The sequence below is a fragment of the Pseudomonas sp. LBUM1656 genome (genome assembly GCF_059716065.1).
This window is the reverse complement of record NZ_CP166800.1, coordinates 5,507,229-5,522,932: the sequence shown is the minus strand read 5'-3', so window position 1 is coordinate 5,522,932 and position 15,704 is coordinate 5,507,229. Positions and strand designations below refer to the sequence as shown.

The window sequence follows — 15,704 nt, the reverse complement described above, 5'->3', positions numbered from 1 at the left end:
GCAACGACATCTGTGCTAGTCTGCTGGCCCTTTTGGTTCCGGGCGCTCCGGGATGCGCTGTGCACGCACGGCAAGTTCCAGGGCCGTCCGCACAGCGGAGCAGTGTCATGTCCGAAGTAAATCTGTCCACCGACGAAACCCGCGTCAGCTACGGTATTGGCCGTCAGCTGGGCGACCAACTGCGCGACAACCCGCCACCGGGCGTTAGCCTGGACGCGATCCTGGCTGGCCTGACCGACGCGTTCGCCGGTAAGCCTAGCCGTGTGGGTCAGGAAGAAATGTCCGCCAGCTTCAAGGTGATCCGCGAAATCATGCAAGCCGAAGCCGCTGCAAAAGCTGAAGCGGCCGCTGGCGAAGGTCTGGCCTTCCTGGCTGAAAACGCCAAGCGTGATGGCATCACCACCCTGGCTTCCGGCCTGCAATTCGAAGTGCTGACTCAAGGTGAAGGCGCCAAGCCAACCCGTGAAGATCAAGTGCGCACTCACTACCACGGCACCCTGATCGACGGCACTGTGTTCGACAGCTCCTACGATCGTGGTCAGCCTGCAGAATTCCCGGTCGGCGGCGTGATCGCTGGCTGGACCGAAGCCCTGCAACTGATGAATGCCGGTAGCAAATGGCGTCTGTACGTGCCGAGCGAACTGGCTTACGGCGCTCAAGGCGTTGGCAGCATTCCGCCGCACAGCGTTCTGGTGTTCGACGTCGAGCTGCTCGACGTTCTGTAAGCCTGACTACCTTGTAGGAGCCGGCTTGCTGGCGATAACATCACCGCAGTGTTCCTGAAACACCGAGGTGGCTGCATCGCCAGCAAGCCGGCTCCTACAAGGTTTGCGTTTCTCATACTTCGATCTTATGGTTCAGATCGCTCGTCGGGCGCAACGCCCGGGCGTAGCAGAACAGAAACAGATTGCGCACCAGTTCCTTGAGCACCACCGGCTCGCTGGAACTCAAGCCGTTGACGTCCAGGTCACCCTGATCCTGCAGCTCGTTCAAGGCTTCTTCTTCAAGTACGGCGCACACTTCCCCGGTTTCCCGATGCAGAATCCTGAGGTAGGGGTGAGGGCGGTCTAGCCAGGCGTCGATCAAATAAGTCATGGGTCTCATCTCCATTGATGGGTTTCAATGAGAATAATTCTTATTCGTCAAATAGCAAGGAACTATTGGCGATTTGTGATTTATTCCAGGTAAAGATTGCGTAAGGTCAAAACGGCTGGCGTTTGGCTATTGCGAGGAAATGCTGGGGAAAAACGGGGAGGGTGAAGCGCCATCCCACGCAGGGCGCGGGATGGAAGACAGCAGATTCAGACTTTTCTGACGAACTCGGATTTGAGCTTCATCGGGCCGATGCCGTCGATCTTGCAGTCGATGTCGTGATCGCCATCGCACAGGCGGATGTTCTTCACCTTTGTGCCGACCTTGACCACCAGCGACGTGCCTTTGACCTTCAGGTCCTTGATCACGGTGATGGTATCGCCATCCTGCAGGACGTTGCCGACCGAATCCTTTTTCACGCTGTCATCGGACGCCGCTTCGGCTTCGCCGCTGGCGGACCACTCGTGGGCGCACTCGGGACAGATCAACTGCGCGCCGTCTTCATAGGTGTATTCGGAATTGCATTTTGGGCAGGGTGGCAACGTGCTCACTAAAGCTCCTTGGATTCAGGACCGCTAAAAAGCGCACATTGTATAGGGTTTTAGGCGGGAGAGGGGTGTACGACCTGTAGGAGCCGGCTTGCTGGCGATGTATACGCTCGGTGTGTCAGGAGCACCGAGGTGATGCAATCGCCAGCAAGCCGGCTCCTACAAGGGTGGATCAGTGCGTGCGGGCTACTGCAAACTCACTCAGTTCAACCAGTGCATCGCGGTATTCGCTGGCTGGCAGCGCATCGAGGCATTTGATCGCACGGGCCACGTAATCACGGGCCAGATTTGCGGTGTAATCCAGCGAACCGGACGCTTCCACGGCCTCGCGGATGCTTTCCAGATCTTCGATGCCGCCTTTCTGGATCGCCTTGCGCACCAAGGCAGCCTGCTCCGGCGTGCCTTCACGCATGGTGTAGATCAACGGCAGGGTCGGCTTGCCTTCGGCCAGATCGTCACCGACGTTCTTGCCCAGGGTCTCTGCGTCACCTTTGTAGTCCAGCAGGTCGTCGACCAGTTGGAAGGCTACACCGAGGTGGTCGCCAAACGTACGCAGGGCTTCGGCCTGTTCCGGCGTCGCTTCGCACAGGGCCGCCGCACTGTGGGTCGAAGCTTCGAAGAGCATCGCGGTCTTGCCGCGGATGACTTCCATGTAGGTTTCTTCGGTGGTGCTGGCGTCACGGACCTTGGACAGCTGCAGCACTTCGCCTTCGGCGATGATGCGCGTGGCTTGCGAAAGGATTTTCATCACCGGCATGGAGCCCAGTTCGACCATCATTTCGAAAGAACGCGAGTACAGGAAGTCGCCCACCAGTACGCTTGGCGCATTGCCCCACATGGCGTTGGCAGTCGAGCGGCCACGGCGCATGCCGGACATGTCCACCACGTCGTCGTGCAGCAGGGTGGCGGTGTGCAGGAACTCAATGGTTGCGGCCAGCAGGCGCAGGTCATCGCCTTCGCGACCCAGAGCCTTGCCACACAGCAACACTAATAGAGGACGCAGGCGTTTACCGCCAGCCGAGGTAATGTAATCGCCGATTTTCGATACCAGCGGCACTCGGGAAGTCAGCTGCTTCTTGATGATGCCGTCGACGGCGCTAAAATCGTCCGCCACCGCGCGGTAGAAAGCTTGGGGTTGCATCAGCGACAGTTGCTCCAGAAGGGTTGCGCGGCATGCTAGGACCCACGTCGGCGGGTGTCAAGGCACGATGGACGGCCTCTTGCATCGCCCCGGCAGCTTGCGTACAATCGCGCACCCTGAACTTCCTGGGCAGCACCTGCCTTACGCAATTGCAAACAGGCCTTCCAGCCTTATGCAGCCATGCCAGCCAATACCTCTTCTTATAAAGAGCTGGGTGAGCAGGATTATCGGAGAAATACCATGTCGTACGCAGTAATTGTTACTGGTGGCAAGCAATACAAGGTCGCCCCAGGTGAATACCTGAAGATCGAAAAACTGGAAATCGCTACCGGCGAATCCGTTACTTTTGATCGCGTTCTGTTGGTCGCCAATGGCGATGACGTGAACATCGGCGCTCCAGTTGTTGCCGGCGCTACCGTTGTGGCTGAAGTGATCTCCCAAGGTCGTCACGATAAAGTCCGCATCATCAAGTTCCGTCGTCGTAAGCACCACATGAAGCGTATGGGCCACCGCCAGTGGTACACCGAGATCAAAATCACCGGTATTCAGGCTTAATTTCAGCCTAATTCCTCACTAGGAGAATTGACTCATGGCACACAAAAAAGCTGGTGGTAGTACCCGTAACGGTCGCGACTCAGAAGCCAAACGCCTTGGCGTGAAGATGTATGGCGGCCAGGTTATCATTCCGGGCAACATCATCGTGCGTCAGCGCGGCACCCAATTCCACGCCGGTTACGGTGTTGGCATGGGTAAAGATCACACTCTGTTCGCTAAAATCGACGGCGTGATCAAGTTCGAAGTAAAAGGCGCTTTCAACCGCCGTTACGTGAGCATTGTCCCGAAGACTGAAGTCGTCGCGGCATAATTACGTAGTTGCTGGAAAAGCCCTGTCTCGCGACGGGGCTTTTTCGTTTGTGGGGTGAGTCTCTTGCAAAGCTGTTTGTGATGGGCTCCAGCGCTGTATTTGCGGTCGTTGATTGAGGTCGCTGCGCTCATTTTTGCAAGAGTCTTATGTCTGGATTTTTTCGGCTCGTCCGTATGACGAGAGGCGTTTTGTTATGAAGTTTGTTGATGAAGTATCGATTCGAGTAAAGGCCGGTGACGGCGGCAACGGTTGCATGAGCTTCCGTCGCGAGAAATTTATTGAGAACGGCGGCCCGAACGGCGGTGATGGTGGTGATGGCGGCTCGGTCTACATGGTCGCCGACGAAAACCTCAACACCCTGGTGGACTACCGTTACACCCGGCACTTCGATGCCGAGCGCGGTTCCAACGGCGGCAGCACCGACTGCACCGGCAAGAAAGGTGAAGAGCTGGTATTGCGTGTTCCGGTCGGCACCACCGTTATCGATTCCGCGACTCAGGAAGTGATCGGCGACCTGACCAAGGCTGGTCAGAAGCTGCTCGTAGCTCATGGCGGCTGGCACGGTCTGGGTAACACCCGTTTCAAATCCAGTACCAACCGTGCTCCACGCCAGACCACTCCGGGTAAACCGGGTGAAGCGCGTGATCTCAAGCTGGAAATGAAAGTGTTGGCTGACGTCGGCCTGCTGGGCTTGCCGAACGCCGGTAAAAGTACCTTCATTCGCTCGGTATCGGCCGCCAAGCCGAAAGTCGCCGACTACCCGTTCACCACGCTGGTGCCGAACCTGGGTGTGGTCAGCGTCGATCGCTGGAAGAGCTTCGTGGTCGCGGACATTCCGGGCCTGATCGAAGGCGCTTCCGATGGCGCGGGCCTGGGGATTCGCTTCCTCAAGCACTTGTCGCGTACTCGTTTGCTGCTGCACCTCGTCGACATGGCGCCGCTGGATGATGCCAGTGCCCCGGATGCCGCTGAAGTGATCGTCAGCGAGCTGACCAAGTTCAGCCCGTCCCTGGCTGAGCGTGATCGCTGGCTGGTGCTGAACAAATGCGACCAGATCCTTGAGGAAGAGCACGATGCTCGCGTCAAGGAGATCGTCGATCGCCTGGAATGGACCGGTCCGGTCTACGTGATTTCGGCTATCTCGAAGCTGGGTACCGAGCGTCTGTGTCACGACATCATGCGCTACATGGAAGATCGCGCAGACCGTCTGGCAAACGACCCGGTCTACAAAGAAGAGTTGGCCGAGCTCGATCAGCGCATCGAAGACGAAGCCCGTGCCCAGTTGCAGGCCCTGGATGACCAGCGTGCCCTGCGTCGCAGCGGCGTGAAGTCGGTCCATGACATCGGCGACGATGATTGGGATGAAGAAGATGTGGATGACGAAGACGGTCCGGAAATCATTTACGTGCGTGACTGATTCGTTGCAGTAAACTTAAGCGCCGCTCAATCGAGCGGCGTTTTAGTATCTGGAAATCGATAGTTGGTCACGAATAACCACGAATAACGTTACGGGCAGTGCCAGGTCGCGCTGTCCTCAAGCTAAGGTTGAAGATGATGCGGAGCAAGGTGACAGGTGCGCAGCGTTGGGTCGTGAAGATCGGCAGCGCTTTGCTGACGGCGGACGGCAAGGGCCTGGATCGCGCGGCAATGGGTGTCTGGGTCGAGCAGATGGTGGCTTTGCATGAGGCCGGCGTCGAACTGGTGCTGGTGTCCTCCGGGGCGGTAGCGGCGGGGATGAGCCGTTTGGGCTGGAGCGTACGACCCAGTGCGATGCACGAACTGCAGGCCGCTGCCGCCATCGGTCAGATGGGCCTGGTGCAGGCTTGGGAATCAAGCTTTGCCGAGCATGGCCGGCATACCGCGCAGATTCTTCTGACTCACGACGACTTGTCTGACCGCAAGCGCTACCTGAACGCCCGCAGCACCTTGCGTGCGCTGGTCGAGCTGAAAGTGATCCCGGTGATCAACGAAAACGACACCGTGGTCACTGACGAGATCCGGTTCGGCGACAACGACACCCTGGCGGCGCTGGTGGCCAACCTGGTCGAGGCTGACTTGCTGGTGATCCTGACTGATCGCGACGGCATGTTCGACGCCGATCCGCGCAACAACCCCGATGCAAACCTGATTTACGAAGCGCGCGCCGATGATCCGGCGCTGGATGCAGTGGCTGGCGGTACCGGTGGTGCATTGGGTCGTGGCGGCATGCAGACCAAATTGCGCGCTGCGCGTCTGGCAGCGCGTTCCGGTGCGCACACCATCATCGTCGGCGGGCGCATCGAGCGCGTGCTGGATCGTCTGAAGGCGGGCGAGCGCATCGGCACCCTGTTGTCGCCGGAGCGCGGCATGCTGGCGGCGCGCAAGCAATGGCTGGCCGGCCACCTGCAAACCCGCGGCACGCTGGTGCTGGACGCGGGCGCAGTGACGGCGCTGTCTCAGGGCAACAAAAGTCTGCTGCCGGTTGGTGTCAAGCTGGTTCAGGGCAGTTTCCGTCGTGGTGAGATGGTGGTGTGCGTGGCGCCGGATGGTCGTGAGATCGCTCGCGGCCTGGCCAACTACAGCGCGCTGGAAGCACAAAAAATCATCGGTCAGTCGTCTGAGGCGATTGTCGGTCTGTTGGGTTACATGGCGGAACCGGAGTTGGTTCACCGCGATAACCTGATTCTGGTCTGAAGGAATATTTGAATGCGTGTGGCAAAAGGATTGTTGGGTCTGTTGTTGGCAATGCCGCTACTGGCCTCGGCCGAGGAGATTGGCCAGGTATCGACGGTGTTCAAGTTTGTCGGCCCGAACGACCGTATCGTCGTCGAGGCATTTGATGATCCGAAGGTCGAGGGCGTGACCTGCTACCTGTCGCGAGCCAAGACCGGCGGCGTGAAGGGGGGCTTGGGCTTGGCGGAGGACCGCGCTGAAGCGTCTATCGCGTGCCGTCAGGTCGGCCCTATCAACTTCAAGGGAGAGCTGAAAGACGGTGACGAGGTGTTCAAGGAGCGCACGTCGCTGGTGTTCAAGACCATGCAGGTGGTGCGCTTCCTCGACAAGAAGCGCAATACGCTGGTGTACCTGGTCTATAGCGATCGTGTGATCGAAGGCAGTCCGCAGAATGCGGTGACGGCCATCCCGATCCTGCCGTGGGCGAGCGCCCAGTAATCTGACGCAAATCGAAATGTGGGAGCGGGCTTGCTCGCGAAGGCGGTGTAACAGTCAGCGATGATGTTGAATGTTGTGGCCTCTTCGCGAGCAAGTCGAAACGTCGCACCGCCGCTCCCACATTTTTTTTTGCGACGTTTGTTAAATCGCAGGCAATAAAAAACCGACCCTGGGGTCGGTTTTTCAACAAGCTTATCGCTTATGCGGCAACAGCAAGGTTCAGAGCCTTGACGTGACCGTTCAGGCGGCTCTTATGACGAGCTGCCTTGTTCTTGTGGATGATGCCTTTATCGGCCATGCGGTCGATAACTGGCACAGCCAGAACGTAAGCTGCTTGAGCTTTTTCAGCGTCTTTTGCGTCGATGGCCTTAACTACATTCTTGATGTAGGTACGAACCATGGAACGCAGGCTGGCGTTGTGGCTGCGACGCTTCTCAGCCTGTTTTGCACGTTTTTTGGCGGAAGGTGTGTTGGCCACCGTCGAGCTCCTCGAAAGACTTTTTAGGAAATAGCAAACAAAATAGGCCGCGAATCATGCCGATGAGTTGATGTCTTGTCAAGGGCGGTTGAGACGTTCCGCTAAGTGGTAGGTATAAAGAGGCGGGATATTTATTTCCGGCGCTTGACCTGTAAACTCGCGAGCTTTGGCTCTGTGCTGCTGCGGCGCGGAGTATCGCATAAGTAGGCGCTTTGTTCGCCTGCTGTTTATCGACAGGCACAAACTCTTTCAATGAATCTGCTCAAATCGTTGGCCGCCGTCAGCTCTATCACGATGCTTTCCCGGGTTCTGGGGTTTGTCCGTGACACCCTCATCGCGCGCACATTTGGTGCCGGGATGGCGACTGACGCCTTCTTTATCGCCTTTAAACTGCCCAATCTGTTGCGACGAATCTTCGCCGAGGGGGCTTTTTCCCAGGCATTCGTGCCGATTCTTGCCGAATATAAAAGCCAGAAGGGCGAAGAGGCGACGCGAACCTTCATTGCTTACGTTTCCGGCCTGCTGACGCTGGTGCTGGCCCTGGTCACCGCGCTGGGCATATTCGCCGCGCCGTGGGTCATCTGGGCCACAGCGCCGGGTTTCACCGACACCCCGGAAAAATTCGAGCTGACCTCAAATCTGTTGCGGGTGACCTTTCCTTATATATTGCTGATCTCCCTGTCTTCATTGGCCGGCGCGATCCTCAATACGTACAACCGATTTTCGGTGCCGGCCTTCGTACCGACCCTGCTCAACGTCAGCATGATCGTCTTTTCGGTGTTCCTGACGCCGTACTTCGATCCTCCCGTCATGGCCTTGGGCTGGGCGGTGTTGGTGGGTGGCTTGGCGCAGTTGCTCTATCAGCTGCCGCACCTGAAAAAGATCGGCATGCTGGTGCTGCCACGCCTGAATCTGCGTGACAGCGGCGTCTGGCGGGTGATGAAGCAGATGCTGCCGGCGATTCTCGGTGTGTCCGTGAGCCAGATTTCTTTGATCATTAACACCATTTTTGCTTCGTTCCTGGTCGCCGGCTCCGTGTCGTGGATGTATTACGCCGACCGTTTGATGGAGTTGCCATCCGGCGTGCTGGGCGTGGCGTTGGGCACGATTCTGCTGCCAACCCTGGCCAAGACCTACGCCAGCAAGGATCGCCAGGAATACTCGCGCATCCTCGATTGGGGCCTGCGCCTGTGCTTCGTGCTGGTGCTGCCGTGTTCGCTGGCGCTGGGGATTCTGGCCGAGCCGCTGACGGTTTCGCTGTTCCAGTACGGGCAATTCAGCGCGTTTGATGCGTCCATGACCCAACGGGCGCTGATCGCCTATTCGGTCGGGTTGCTCGGGATTATCGTGATCAAAGTGCTGGCTCCGGGCTTTTATGCGCAACAAAACATCCGCACCCCGGTAAAAATCGCGATTTTCACGCTGATCGTTACCCAGTTGTTCAACCTGGTGCTGATCGGTCCACTGGCTCATGCCGGTCTGGCTCTGGCCATCAGCGTCGGTGCCTGCATCAATGCCGGGCTATTGTTCTATCAACTGCGCAAGCAACAGATGTATCAGCCGCAACCGGGTTGGGCCAAGTTCGGCGCCAAGCTTGTGATTGCGGTGTTGGTGATGTCTGCTGTGCTGCTGGCCGGGATGCATTTCATGCCGGCCTGGGATCAGGGGCATATGCTGGAGCGGTTCCTGCGCCTGGGCGCGTTGGTCGCTGCCGGCGTGGTCACTTATTTCGGCATGCTGCTGTTGATGGGCTTTCGTTTGCGCGACTTCAATCGCAAGGCGCTGAGCTGAGGCTTCGGCCTCGATAAACATGGGCGAACCGGCAGTTTTGTCGGCTCGATTACTTTGGGATACGGTGTTGCCTGTCGTCGGCCGCCGGGTGTGGTTATAATCGACCACTTTATGAGCAAGAAGCGCGTTATGCAGCTGGTTCGAGGCCTCCACAACCTGCGCCCCCAGCATCGGGGCTGTGTCGCCACTATTGGCAACTTTGACGGTGTTCACCGTGGCCACCAGGCTATCCTGGCGAGGCTGCGTGAGCGCGCTATCGAGTTGGGCGTGCCCAGCTGTGTGGTGATTTTCGAGCCGCAGCCGCGAGAATTTTTCGCCCCGGACACGGCCCCGGCCCGTCTGGCCCGGCTGCGGGACAAACTGCAGCTGCTGGCCGACGAAGGTGTCGACCGGGTCCTGTGCCTGGCCTTCAATCACCGTCTGAGCAAGCTCAGTGCCAGCGAGTTCGTCGATACCATTCTGGTCGACGGCCTCGGCGTCCAGCACCTGGAGGTCGGTGACGACTTCCGGTTCGGCTGTGACCGGGTAGGGGATTTCGATTTCCTGCAACAGGCCGGCATCGTTCAGGGTTTTACCGTCGAAGCGGCGCAAACCGTCGAGCTGGACGGCATTCGGGTCAGCAGCACCCAAGTGCGTAATGCCTTGGCCGCTGCCGATTTTGCCCTGGCCGAGCGGCTGCTCGGTCGTCCGTTCCAGATCACCGGGCGGGTCCTGCATGGCCAGAAGCTGGCGCGCCAACTGGGTACGCCAACCGCCAACATTCAACTCAAGCGTCGACGTGTGCCGCTGACCGGGGTTTACCTGGTCAACGTCGACATCGACGGCAAGACCTGGCCAGGCGTCGCCAATATCGGCGTGCGGCCAACGGTTCAAGGGGATGGCAAAGCCCACCTCGAAGTGCACCTTTTAGATTTTGCCGGCGATCTGTATGACCGGCGTTTGACGGTGGTTTTCCACCACAAGCTGCGTGAAGAGCAGCGTTTCGCCTCTCTGGAGGCGCTTAAGACGGCGATCAATGCGGATGTTGCCGCCGCCCGTGCCCTGTCGCACCTAGCGCCAATCGCTAATGAAGAGCCTTAAATGACCGACTATAAAGCCACGCTAAACCTTCCGGACACCGCCTTCCCAATGAAGGCCGGCCTGCCTCAGCGCGAACCGCAGATTCTGCAGCGCTGGGACAGCATTGGCCTGTACGGTAAGTTGCGCGAGATTGGCAAGGATCGTCCGAAGTTCGTCCTGCACGACGGTCCTCCGTACGCCAACGGCACGATTCACATCGGTCATGCGCTGAACAAGATTCTCAAGGACATGATCATCCGCTCGAAAACCCTGTCGGGTTTCGACGCGCCTTATGTTCCGGGCTGGGACTGCCACGGTCTGCCGATCGAGCATAAAGTCGAAGTGACCCACGGCAAAAACCTGGGCGCGGACAAGACCCGCGAACTGTGCCGTGCCTACGCCACCGAGCAGATCGAAGGCCAGAAATCCGAATTCATCCGTCTGGGCGTGTTGGGCGACTTCGCCAACCCGTACAAGACCATGGACTTCAAGAACGAAGCCGGTGAAATCCGCGCTTTGGCCGAAATCGTCAAGGGCGGTTTTGTGTTCAAGGGCCTCAAGCCGGTGAACTGGTGCTTTGACTGCGGTTCGGCCCTGGCTGAAGCGGAAGTCGAGTACGAGAACAAAAAGTCCTCGACCATCGACGTAGCCTTCCCGATTGCCGACGAAGCCAAACTGGCTGCCGCTTTCGGTCTGGCGTCCCTGGCCAAACCTGCTTCGATCGTGATCTGGACCACCACCCCGTGGACCATCCCGGCCAACCAGGCGCTGAACGTTCACCCGGAATTCAACTACGCCCTGGTCGATGTCGGCGACAAACTGCTGGTGTTGGCTGAAGAGCTGGTCGAGTCGTGCCTGGCCCGTTACAGCCTGGAAGGTTCGGTCATCGCGACCACCACCGGTAAAGAACTGGAGCTGATCAACTTCCGTCACCCGTTCTACGATCGCCTGTCGCCGGTTTACCTGGCCGACTACGTTGAACTGGGCGCTGGCACCGGCGTGGTTCACTCCGCTCCGGCCTACGGCGTGGACGACTTCGTGACCTGCAAGAAATACGGCATGGTCAACGACGACATCCTCAATCCGGTACAGAGCAACGGCGTTTATGTAACGTCGCTGGAGTTCTTCGGCGGCCAGTTCATCTGGAAGGCCAACCCGGCCATCGTCGACAAGCTGACTGAAGTCGGTGCGCTGCTGCACACCACCATCATCGAACACAGCTACATGCACTGCTGGCGTCACAAGACCCCGCTGATCTACCGCGCCACCGCGCAGTGGTTCATCGGCATGGACAAAGAGCCTGTCAGCGGCGACACCCTGCGCAAGCGCGCGCTCAAAGCCATCGAAGAAACTCAGTTCGTTCCGGCCTGGGGCCAGGCACGCCTGCACTCGATGATCGCCAACCGTCCGGACTGGTGCATCTCCCGTCAGCGCAACTGGGGCGTGCCGATCCCGTTCTTTCTGAACAAGGAAAGCGGCGAGCTGCACCCACGTACCGCCGAGCTGATGGAAGAAGTCGCCAAGCGCGTCGAAGTCGAAGGCATCGAAGCCTGGTTCAAGATGGACGCGGCCGAGCTGCTGGGTGACGAAGCGCCGCTGTACGACAAGATCAGCGACACCCTGGACGTCTGGTTCGATTCGGGTACCACGCACTGGCACGTCCTGCGCGGTTCGCACCCGATGGGCCACGAGGCCGGTCCTCGCGCCGACCTGTACCTGGAAGGTTCCGACCAACACCGTGGCTGGTTCCACTCGTCGCTGCTGACCGGTTGCGCCATCGACAACCACGCCCCGTACCGCGAACTGCTGACCCACGGCTTCACCGTCGACGAGTCCGGCCGCAAGATGTCGAAATCCCTGGGCAACGTCATCGCGCCGCAAAAGGTCAACGACACCCTGGGCGCCGATATCATGCGTCTATGGGTGGCTTCCACCGATTACTCGGGTGAAATGGCAGTTTCCGAGCAGATCCTGCAACGCAGTGCGGACGCCTACCGGCGTATCCGTAACACCGCGCGCTTCCTGCTCTCCAACCTGACCGGTTTCAACCCGGCCACCGACATCCTGCCGGCCGAAGAAATGCTCGCGCTGGACCGTTGGGCCGTGGACCGCACACTGCTGCTGCAACGCGAGTTGCAAGAGCACTACGGCGAATACCGCTTCTGGAACGTCTACTCCAAGATTCACAATTTCTGCGTGCAGGAGCTGGGCGGTTTCTACCTCGACATCATCAAGGACCGTCAGTACACCACTGGCGCCAACAGCAAGGCCCGCCGTTCGGCGCAAACCGCGCTGTACCACATCTCCGAAGCGCTGGTGCGCTGGATCGCGCCGATCCTCGCCTTCACCGCCGACGAACTGTGGGAATACCTGCCGGGCGAGCGTAACGAATCGGTGATGCTCAACACCTGGTACGAAGGCCTGACCGAACTGCCGGACAACGTCGAACTGGGCCGCGCCTACTGGGAGCGGATCATGGCGGTGAAGGTCGCGGTCAACAAGGAAATGGAAATCCAGCGCGCGGCCAAGGCTGTCGGTGGCAACCTGCAAGCCGAAGTGACGCTGTTCGCCGAAGACGCGCTGAGTGCCGACCTGGCCCAGCTGAGCAACGAACTGCGCTTCGTACTGATCACCTCGACCGCCAGCGTGGCGCCTTTTGTTCAGGCGCCAGCGGACGCGGTAGTCACCGAAGTCAGCGGCCTGAAGCTGAAAATCGTCAAGTCGGCCTTCGCCAAGTGCGCCCGTTGCTGGCACTGCCGTGAAGACGTCGGCGTGAACCCGGAGCATCCGGAAATCTGCGGTCGTTGCGTTGACAACATCAGCGGCGCTGGCGAGGTTCGTCACTATGCCTAATGCCGTTGGCCGTTTCGGACGGTTGAGCTGGCTCTGGTTGAGTTTGCTGGTTCTGGTCATCGACCAGGCCAGCAAGTTCTACTTCGAAAACAAGCTCGAAATGTTCCAGCAGATCGTGATCATTCCCGATCTGTTCAGTTGGACCCTGGCCTATAACACCGGCGCTGCTTTCAGTTTCCTGGCTGACAGCTCCGGCTGGCAGCGCTGGCTGTTTGCCCTGATCGCCATTGCGGTGAGTGTGGTGCTGGTGGTCTGGCTCAAGCGTCTGGGGCGCAACGAAACCTGGCTGGCCGTCGCGTTGGCGCTGGTACTGGGCGGGGCCCTGGGCAATCTCTATGACCGCATCGCCCTGGGCCATGTGATCGACTTCATTTTGGTGCATTGGCAGAACCGCTGGTATTTCCCGGCGTTCAACTTCGCCGACAGTGCGATTACCGTCGGTGCCGTGATGCTTGCGCTGGATATGTTCAAAAGCAAGAAAACCGGAGAAACCGTTCATGACTGAACAGGTATTGGCTGAGCAACGCATTCGCCAGAACACGGAAGTCACCTTGCACTTTGCATTGCGCCTGGAGAACGGCGATACCGTCGACAGCACCTTCGACAAAGCCCCGGCGACCTTCAAGGTCGGCGATGGCAACCTGTTACCAGGTTTCGAAGCGGCGCTGTTCGGCTTCAAGGCGGGCGACAAGCGCACGCTGACGATTCAACCGGAAAACGCGTTCGGCCAGCCGAACCCGCAAAACGTGCAGATCATCCCGCGCTCGCAGTTCAAGGACATGGACCTGTCGCCGGGCTTGCTGGTGATCTTCAACGATGCGGCCAATACTGAGCTGCCTGGCGTTGTGAAAGAATTCGATGACGAGCAAGTGACCATCGACTTCAACCACCCGCTGGCCGGCAAGACATTGACCTTTGACGTCGAGATCATCAGCGTCAAATCGCTGTAACTGACCGAATGCGGTCTAATTGTGGGAGCGGGCTTGCTCGCGAAAGCGTAGTGTCAGTCAACATCAATGTTGAATGTGTTGGACTCTTCGCGAGCAAGTCGGATCGCCGCACCGCCGCTCCCGCATTAAGATTTTCACTGTTTTCGAACCCGGTGTTCGTATGACAGGTGGCACTACTATTTCTTGCGCGCAAGACACGAGGCACAGCATGCAAATCAAACTCGCCAACCCCCGTGGCTTCTGCGCCGGTGTGGACCGGGCGATCGAAATCGTCAATCGCGCCCTGGAAGTCTTCGGTCCGCCGATCTATGTGCGCCATGAAGTGGTCCACAACAAATTCGTCGTCGAAGACCTGCGCGCTCGCGGGGCGATCTTCGTCGAAGAACTGGATCAGGTGCCGGACGACGTCATCGTGATCTTCAGTGCCCACGGCGTTTCCCAGGCTGTGCGTACCGAAGCCGCTGGCCGGGGCCTGAAAGTGTTCGACGCAACCTGCCCGCTGGTCACCAAGGTGCACATCGAAGTTGCGCGCTACAGCCGCGACGGCCGCGAATGCATCCTCATCGGCCACGCCGGTCACCCGGAAGTCGAAGGCACCATGGGCCAGTACGATGGCAGCAATGGTGGTGCGATCTATCTGGTTGAGGACGAGAAAGACGTTGCCTCGTTGCAGGTGGTCAATCCCGAAAAACTGGCGTTCGTGACTCAGACCACCCTGTCCATGGACGACACCAGTCGCGTGATCGACGCCCTGCGTGCACGCTTCCCGGCGATCGGTGGTCCGCGCAAGGACGACATCTGCTACGCCACGCAAAACCGTCAGGACGCCGTGAAGCAACTGGCCGACGAATGCGACGTGGTATTGGTGGTCGGCAGCCCGAACAGCTCCAACTCCAACCGCTTGCGTGAACTCGCCGAACGCATGGCCACCCCGGCTTATCTGATCGACGGCGCCGAAGACCTGCAAAAGAGCTGGTTCGACGGTGTCGAGCGTATCGGCATCACCGCTGGCGCCTCTGCGCCGGAAGTGCTGGTGCGTGGCGTGATCCAGCAGTTGCAGGCCTGGGGTGCTACCGGCGCCGATGAATTGGCCGGTCGCGAGGAGAACATCACGTTCTCCATGCCTAAAGAGTTGCGCGTGCGCTCGCTGCTTTAACTTTTTTCCCTCCCGGACACAGCGCCTGCTCGGCCTTATCGCTGCGCAGACTGACGCGACCGGTCGCGGCCAGCACCACCTGGAGCTGGGTGACCGGTTCGCGGGCTGCGCAAATGTGCAGCGTTCCCGCTTGAAAGGCCCGGCCAGGCATCTGTGGTTCGCCAATACGGCTGAATCGTACGTATCGCTTGACCGGCCAGTTGCCGACAATCGGCACCCGAGCGCCACTCACGCGTTCAATCAGCAGCGGATTGCTGCTGTCCTCCGGCCCTTTGCCGCTGATATCCAGAATGATTCGCCAGCCCTGACCCCAGTCGTCGTTGATGCCATGTATGACGATGGTCTGATTACGCGCGAGTGCTTCGCTTCTCGCGCTACGAATACCACTGGCAAGAGACTTCGCCGCCTCCTCGCGATGATTCGATTCCGTAAGTGCCGCAAACGCCGGACTGACCAACAGCAGAACAATCCCGGCGATTGTCAGTCCCATGAGCAGTTCGATCAGGCTGAAGCCTTGCTGATGCATGTCATCTCCCTCCGTGGAGTGCTGCGGCCCGCGCAATCCGTGCGCGAGTAATGGCAAATCAACCGTACGCCGGTCGGTCGAATGTTCTAGCGTGT

General features: G+C 59.0%; 17 protein-coding genes. 12 read left to right on the top strand and 5 right to left on the bottom strand.

The features are described from left to right. Positions 1-107: 107 nt before the first annotated feature. Positions 108-725: a BamJ family beta-barrel-assembly machinery protein gene (gene bamJ / locus ACA072_RS25000; RefSeq protein WP_109634978.1), complete on the top strand. Its 618-nt coding sequence runs from the start codon at positions 108-110 to the stop codon at positions 723-725. 112 nt (positions 726-837) lie between these two features. On the opposite strand, the gene ACA072_RS24995 is transcribed toward bamJ, so the two are convergent. The 3 genes from ACA072_RS24995 to ACA072_RS24985 form a co-directional block, all read right to left on the bottom strand. Continuing rightward, on the bottom strand, positions 838-1,095 hold the full coding sequence (locus ACA072_RS24995) for a PA4570 family protein (protein ID WP_084319505.1): 258 nt from the start codon (positions 1,093-1,095) through the stop codon (positions 838-840). 206 nt (positions 1,096-1,301) lie between these two features. Continuing rightward, the gene (locus tag ACA072_RS24990) at positions 1,302-1,643 is read right to left on the bottom strand and encodes a zinc ribbon domain-containing protein YjdM (RefSeq protein ID WP_497621237.1); all 342 of its coding nucleotides are present in this window, start codon (positions 1,641-1,643) and stop codon (positions 1,302-1,304) included. Positions 1,644-1,812: 169 nt separating this feature from the next. After that, positions 1,813-2,781 (bottom strand): polyprenyl synthetase family protein, encoded by a 969-nt coding sequence (locus ACA072_RS24985; RefSeq protein WP_461976900.1) that lies wholly within the window; start codon positions 2,779-2,781, stop codon positions 1,813-1,815. A 240-nt stretch (positions 2,782-3,021) separates the two neighbouring features. On the opposite strand from ACA072_RS24985, the gene rplU reads away from it, so the two are divergent. The 5 genes from rplU (at position 3,022) to ACA072_RS24960 (ending at position 6,796) form a co-directional block, all read left to right on the top strand. Next, a complete protein-coding gene (gene rplU / locus ACA072_RS24980) occupies positions 3,022-3,336 on the top strand; it encodes a 50S ribosomal protein L21 (RefSeq protein WP_003176051.1) in 315 nt (104 codons plus the stop codon). A 34-nt stretch (positions 3,337-3,370) separates the two neighbouring features. Then, positions 3,371-3,646 carry a 50S ribosomal protein L27 gene (gene rpmA / locus ACA072_RS24975; protein WP_003215862.1) on the top strand — a complete coding sequence of 92 codons (276 nt, stop codon included), beginning with the start codon at positions 3,371-3,373 and terminating at the stop codon, positions 3,644-3,646. Between the two features lie 193 nt (positions 3,647-3,839). Further along, a complete protein-coding gene (cgtA, locus tag ACA072_RS24970) occupies positions 3,840-5,063 on the top strand; it encodes an Obg family GTPase CgtA (protein ID WP_427637399.1) in 1,224 nt (407 codons plus the stop codon). A 137-nt stretch (positions 5,064-5,200) separates the two neighbouring features. Continuing rightward, the gene (gene proB / locus ACA072_RS24965; RefSeq protein ID WP_109634973.1) at positions 5,201-6,319 is read left to right on the top strand and encodes a glutamate 5-kinase; all 1,119 of its coding nucleotides are present in this window, start codon (positions 5,201-5,203) and stop codon (positions 6,317-6,319) included. A gap of 12 nt (positions 6,320-6,331) precedes the next feature. Continuing rightward, positions 6,332-6,796 carry a CreA family protein gene (locus tag ACA072_RS24960; protein ID WP_497621234.1) on the top strand — a complete coding sequence of 155 codons (465 nt, stop codon included), beginning with the start codon at positions 6,332-6,334 and terminating at the stop codon, positions 6,794-6,796. A gap of 199 nt (positions 6,797-6,995) precedes the next feature. Here ACA072_RS24960 and rpsT read toward each other — a convergent pair whose 3' ends face one another. Next, positions 6,996-7,274 carry a 30S ribosomal protein S20 gene (gene rpsT / locus ACA072_RS24955; RefSeq protein WP_008154937.1) on the bottom strand — a complete coding sequence of 93 codons (279 nt, stop codon included), beginning with the start codon at positions 7,272-7,274 and terminating at the stop codon, positions 6,996-6,998. Positions 7,275-7,526: 252 nt separating this feature from the next. On the opposite strand from rpsT, the gene murJ reads away from it, so the two are divergent. From murJ to ispH, 6 genes are all read left to right on the top strand, one after another. Further along, entirely contained in the window at positions 7,527-9,065 is a 1,539-nt protein-coding gene (gene murJ / locus ACA072_RS24950) for a murein biosynthesis integral membrane protein MurJ (RefSeq protein WP_497621232.1), read from the top strand. A 129-nt stretch (positions 9,066-9,194) separates the two neighbouring features. After that, complete coding sequence (gene ribF, locus ACA072_RS24945) at positions 9,195-10,145, top strand: bifunctional riboflavin kinase/FAD synthetase (protein ID WP_109634967.1); 951 nt, start codon at positions 9,195-9,197, stop codon at positions 10,143-10,145. Beyond that, positions 10,146-12,977 carry an isoleucine--tRNA ligase gene (gene ileS / locus ACA072_RS24940; RefSeq protein WP_497621229.1) on the top strand — a complete coding sequence of 944 codons (2,832 nt, stop codon included), beginning with the start codon at positions 10,146-10,148 and terminating at the stop codon, positions 12,975-12,977. Then, positions 12,970-13,482: a signal peptidase II gene (lspA, locus tag ACA072_RS24935; protein WP_497621227.1), complete on the top strand. Its 513-nt coding sequence runs from the start codon at positions 12,970-12,972 to the stop codon at positions 13,480-13,482. Before ileS ends, lspA begins: the two co-directional genes overlap by 8 nt. A gap of 7 nt (positions 13,483-13,489) precedes the next feature. After that, the gene (fkpB, locus tag ACA072_RS24930) at positions 13,490-13,927 is read left to right on the top strand and encodes an FKBP-type peptidyl-prolyl cis-trans isomerase (RefSeq protein ID WP_178082362.1); all 438 of its coding nucleotides are present in this window, start codon (positions 13,490-13,492) and stop codon (positions 13,925-13,927) included. 208 nt (positions 13,928-14,135) lie between these two features. Next, positions 14,136-15,083, top strand: coding sequence for a 4-hydroxy-3-methylbut-2-enyl diphosphate reductase (gene ispH, locus ACA072_RS24925; protein WP_461955777.1), 948 nt, complete (start codon positions 14,136-14,138; stop codon positions 15,081-15,083). Here the strand turns inward: ispH and ACA072_RS24920 are convergent. Beyond that, on the bottom strand, positions 15,052-15,609 hold the full coding sequence (locus ACA072_RS24920; protein ID WP_497621226.1) for a GspH/FimT family pseudopilin: 558 nt from the start codon (positions 15,607-15,609) through the stop codon (positions 15,052-15,054). The genes ispH and ACA072_RS24920 overlap by 32 nt on opposite strands. Positions 15,610-15,704 lie beyond the last annotated feature (95 nt).

Coding starts and splice junctions, on each gene's coding strand:
- ACA072_RS24920 (WP_497621226.1), bottom strand. CDS start 15,609: ATGCATCAGCAAGGCTTCAGCCTGATCGAACTGCTCATGGGACTGACA.
- lspA (WP_497621227.1), top strand. CDS start 12,970: ATGCCTAATGCCGTTGGCCGTTTCGGACGGTTGAGCTGGCTCTGGTTG.
- rpmA (WP_003215862.1), top strand. CDS start 3,371: ATGGCACACAAAAAAGCTGGTGGTAGTACCCGTAACGGTCGCGACTCA.
- bamJ (WP_109634978.1), top strand. CDS start 108: ATGTCCGAAGTAAATCTGTCCACCGACGAAACCCGCGTCAGCTACGGT.
- ispH (WP_461955777.1), top strand. CDS start 14,136: ATGCAAATCAAACTCGCCAACCCCCGTGGCTTCTGCGCCGGTGTGGAC.
- ACA072_RS24985 (WP_461976900.1), bottom strand. CDS start 2,781: ATGCAACCCCAAGCTTTCTACCGCGCGGTGGCGGACGATTTTAGCGCC.
- ribF (WP_109634967.1), top strand. CDS start 9,195: ATGCAGCTGGTTCGAGGCCTCCACAACCTGCGCCCCCAGCATCGGGGC.
- ileS (WP_497621229.1), top strand. CDS start 10,146: ATGACCGACTATAAAGCCACGCTAAACCTTCCGGACACCGCCTTCCCA.
- ACA072_RS24960 (WP_497621234.1), top strand. CDS start 6,332: ATGCGTGTGGCAAAAGGATTGTTGGGTCTGTTGTTGGCAATGCCGCTA.
- murJ (WP_497621232.1), top strand. CDS start 7,527: ATGAATCTGCTCAAATCGTTGGCCGCCGTCAGCTCTATCACGATGCTT.
- cgtA (WP_427637399.1), top strand. CDS start 3,840: ATGAAGTTTGTTGATGAAGTATCGATTCGAGTAAAGGCCGGTGACGGC.
- proB (WP_109634973.1), top strand. CDS start 5,201: ATGCGGAGCAAGGTGACAGGTGCGCAGCGTTGGGTCGTGAAGATCGGC.
- ACA072_RS24995 (WP_084319505.1), bottom strand. CDS start 1,095: ATGACTTATTTGATCGACGCCTGGCTAGACCGCCCTCACCCCTACCTC.
- rplU (WP_003176051.1), top strand. CDS start 3,022: ATGTCGTACGCAGTAATTGTTACTGGTGGCAAGCAATACAAGGTCGCC.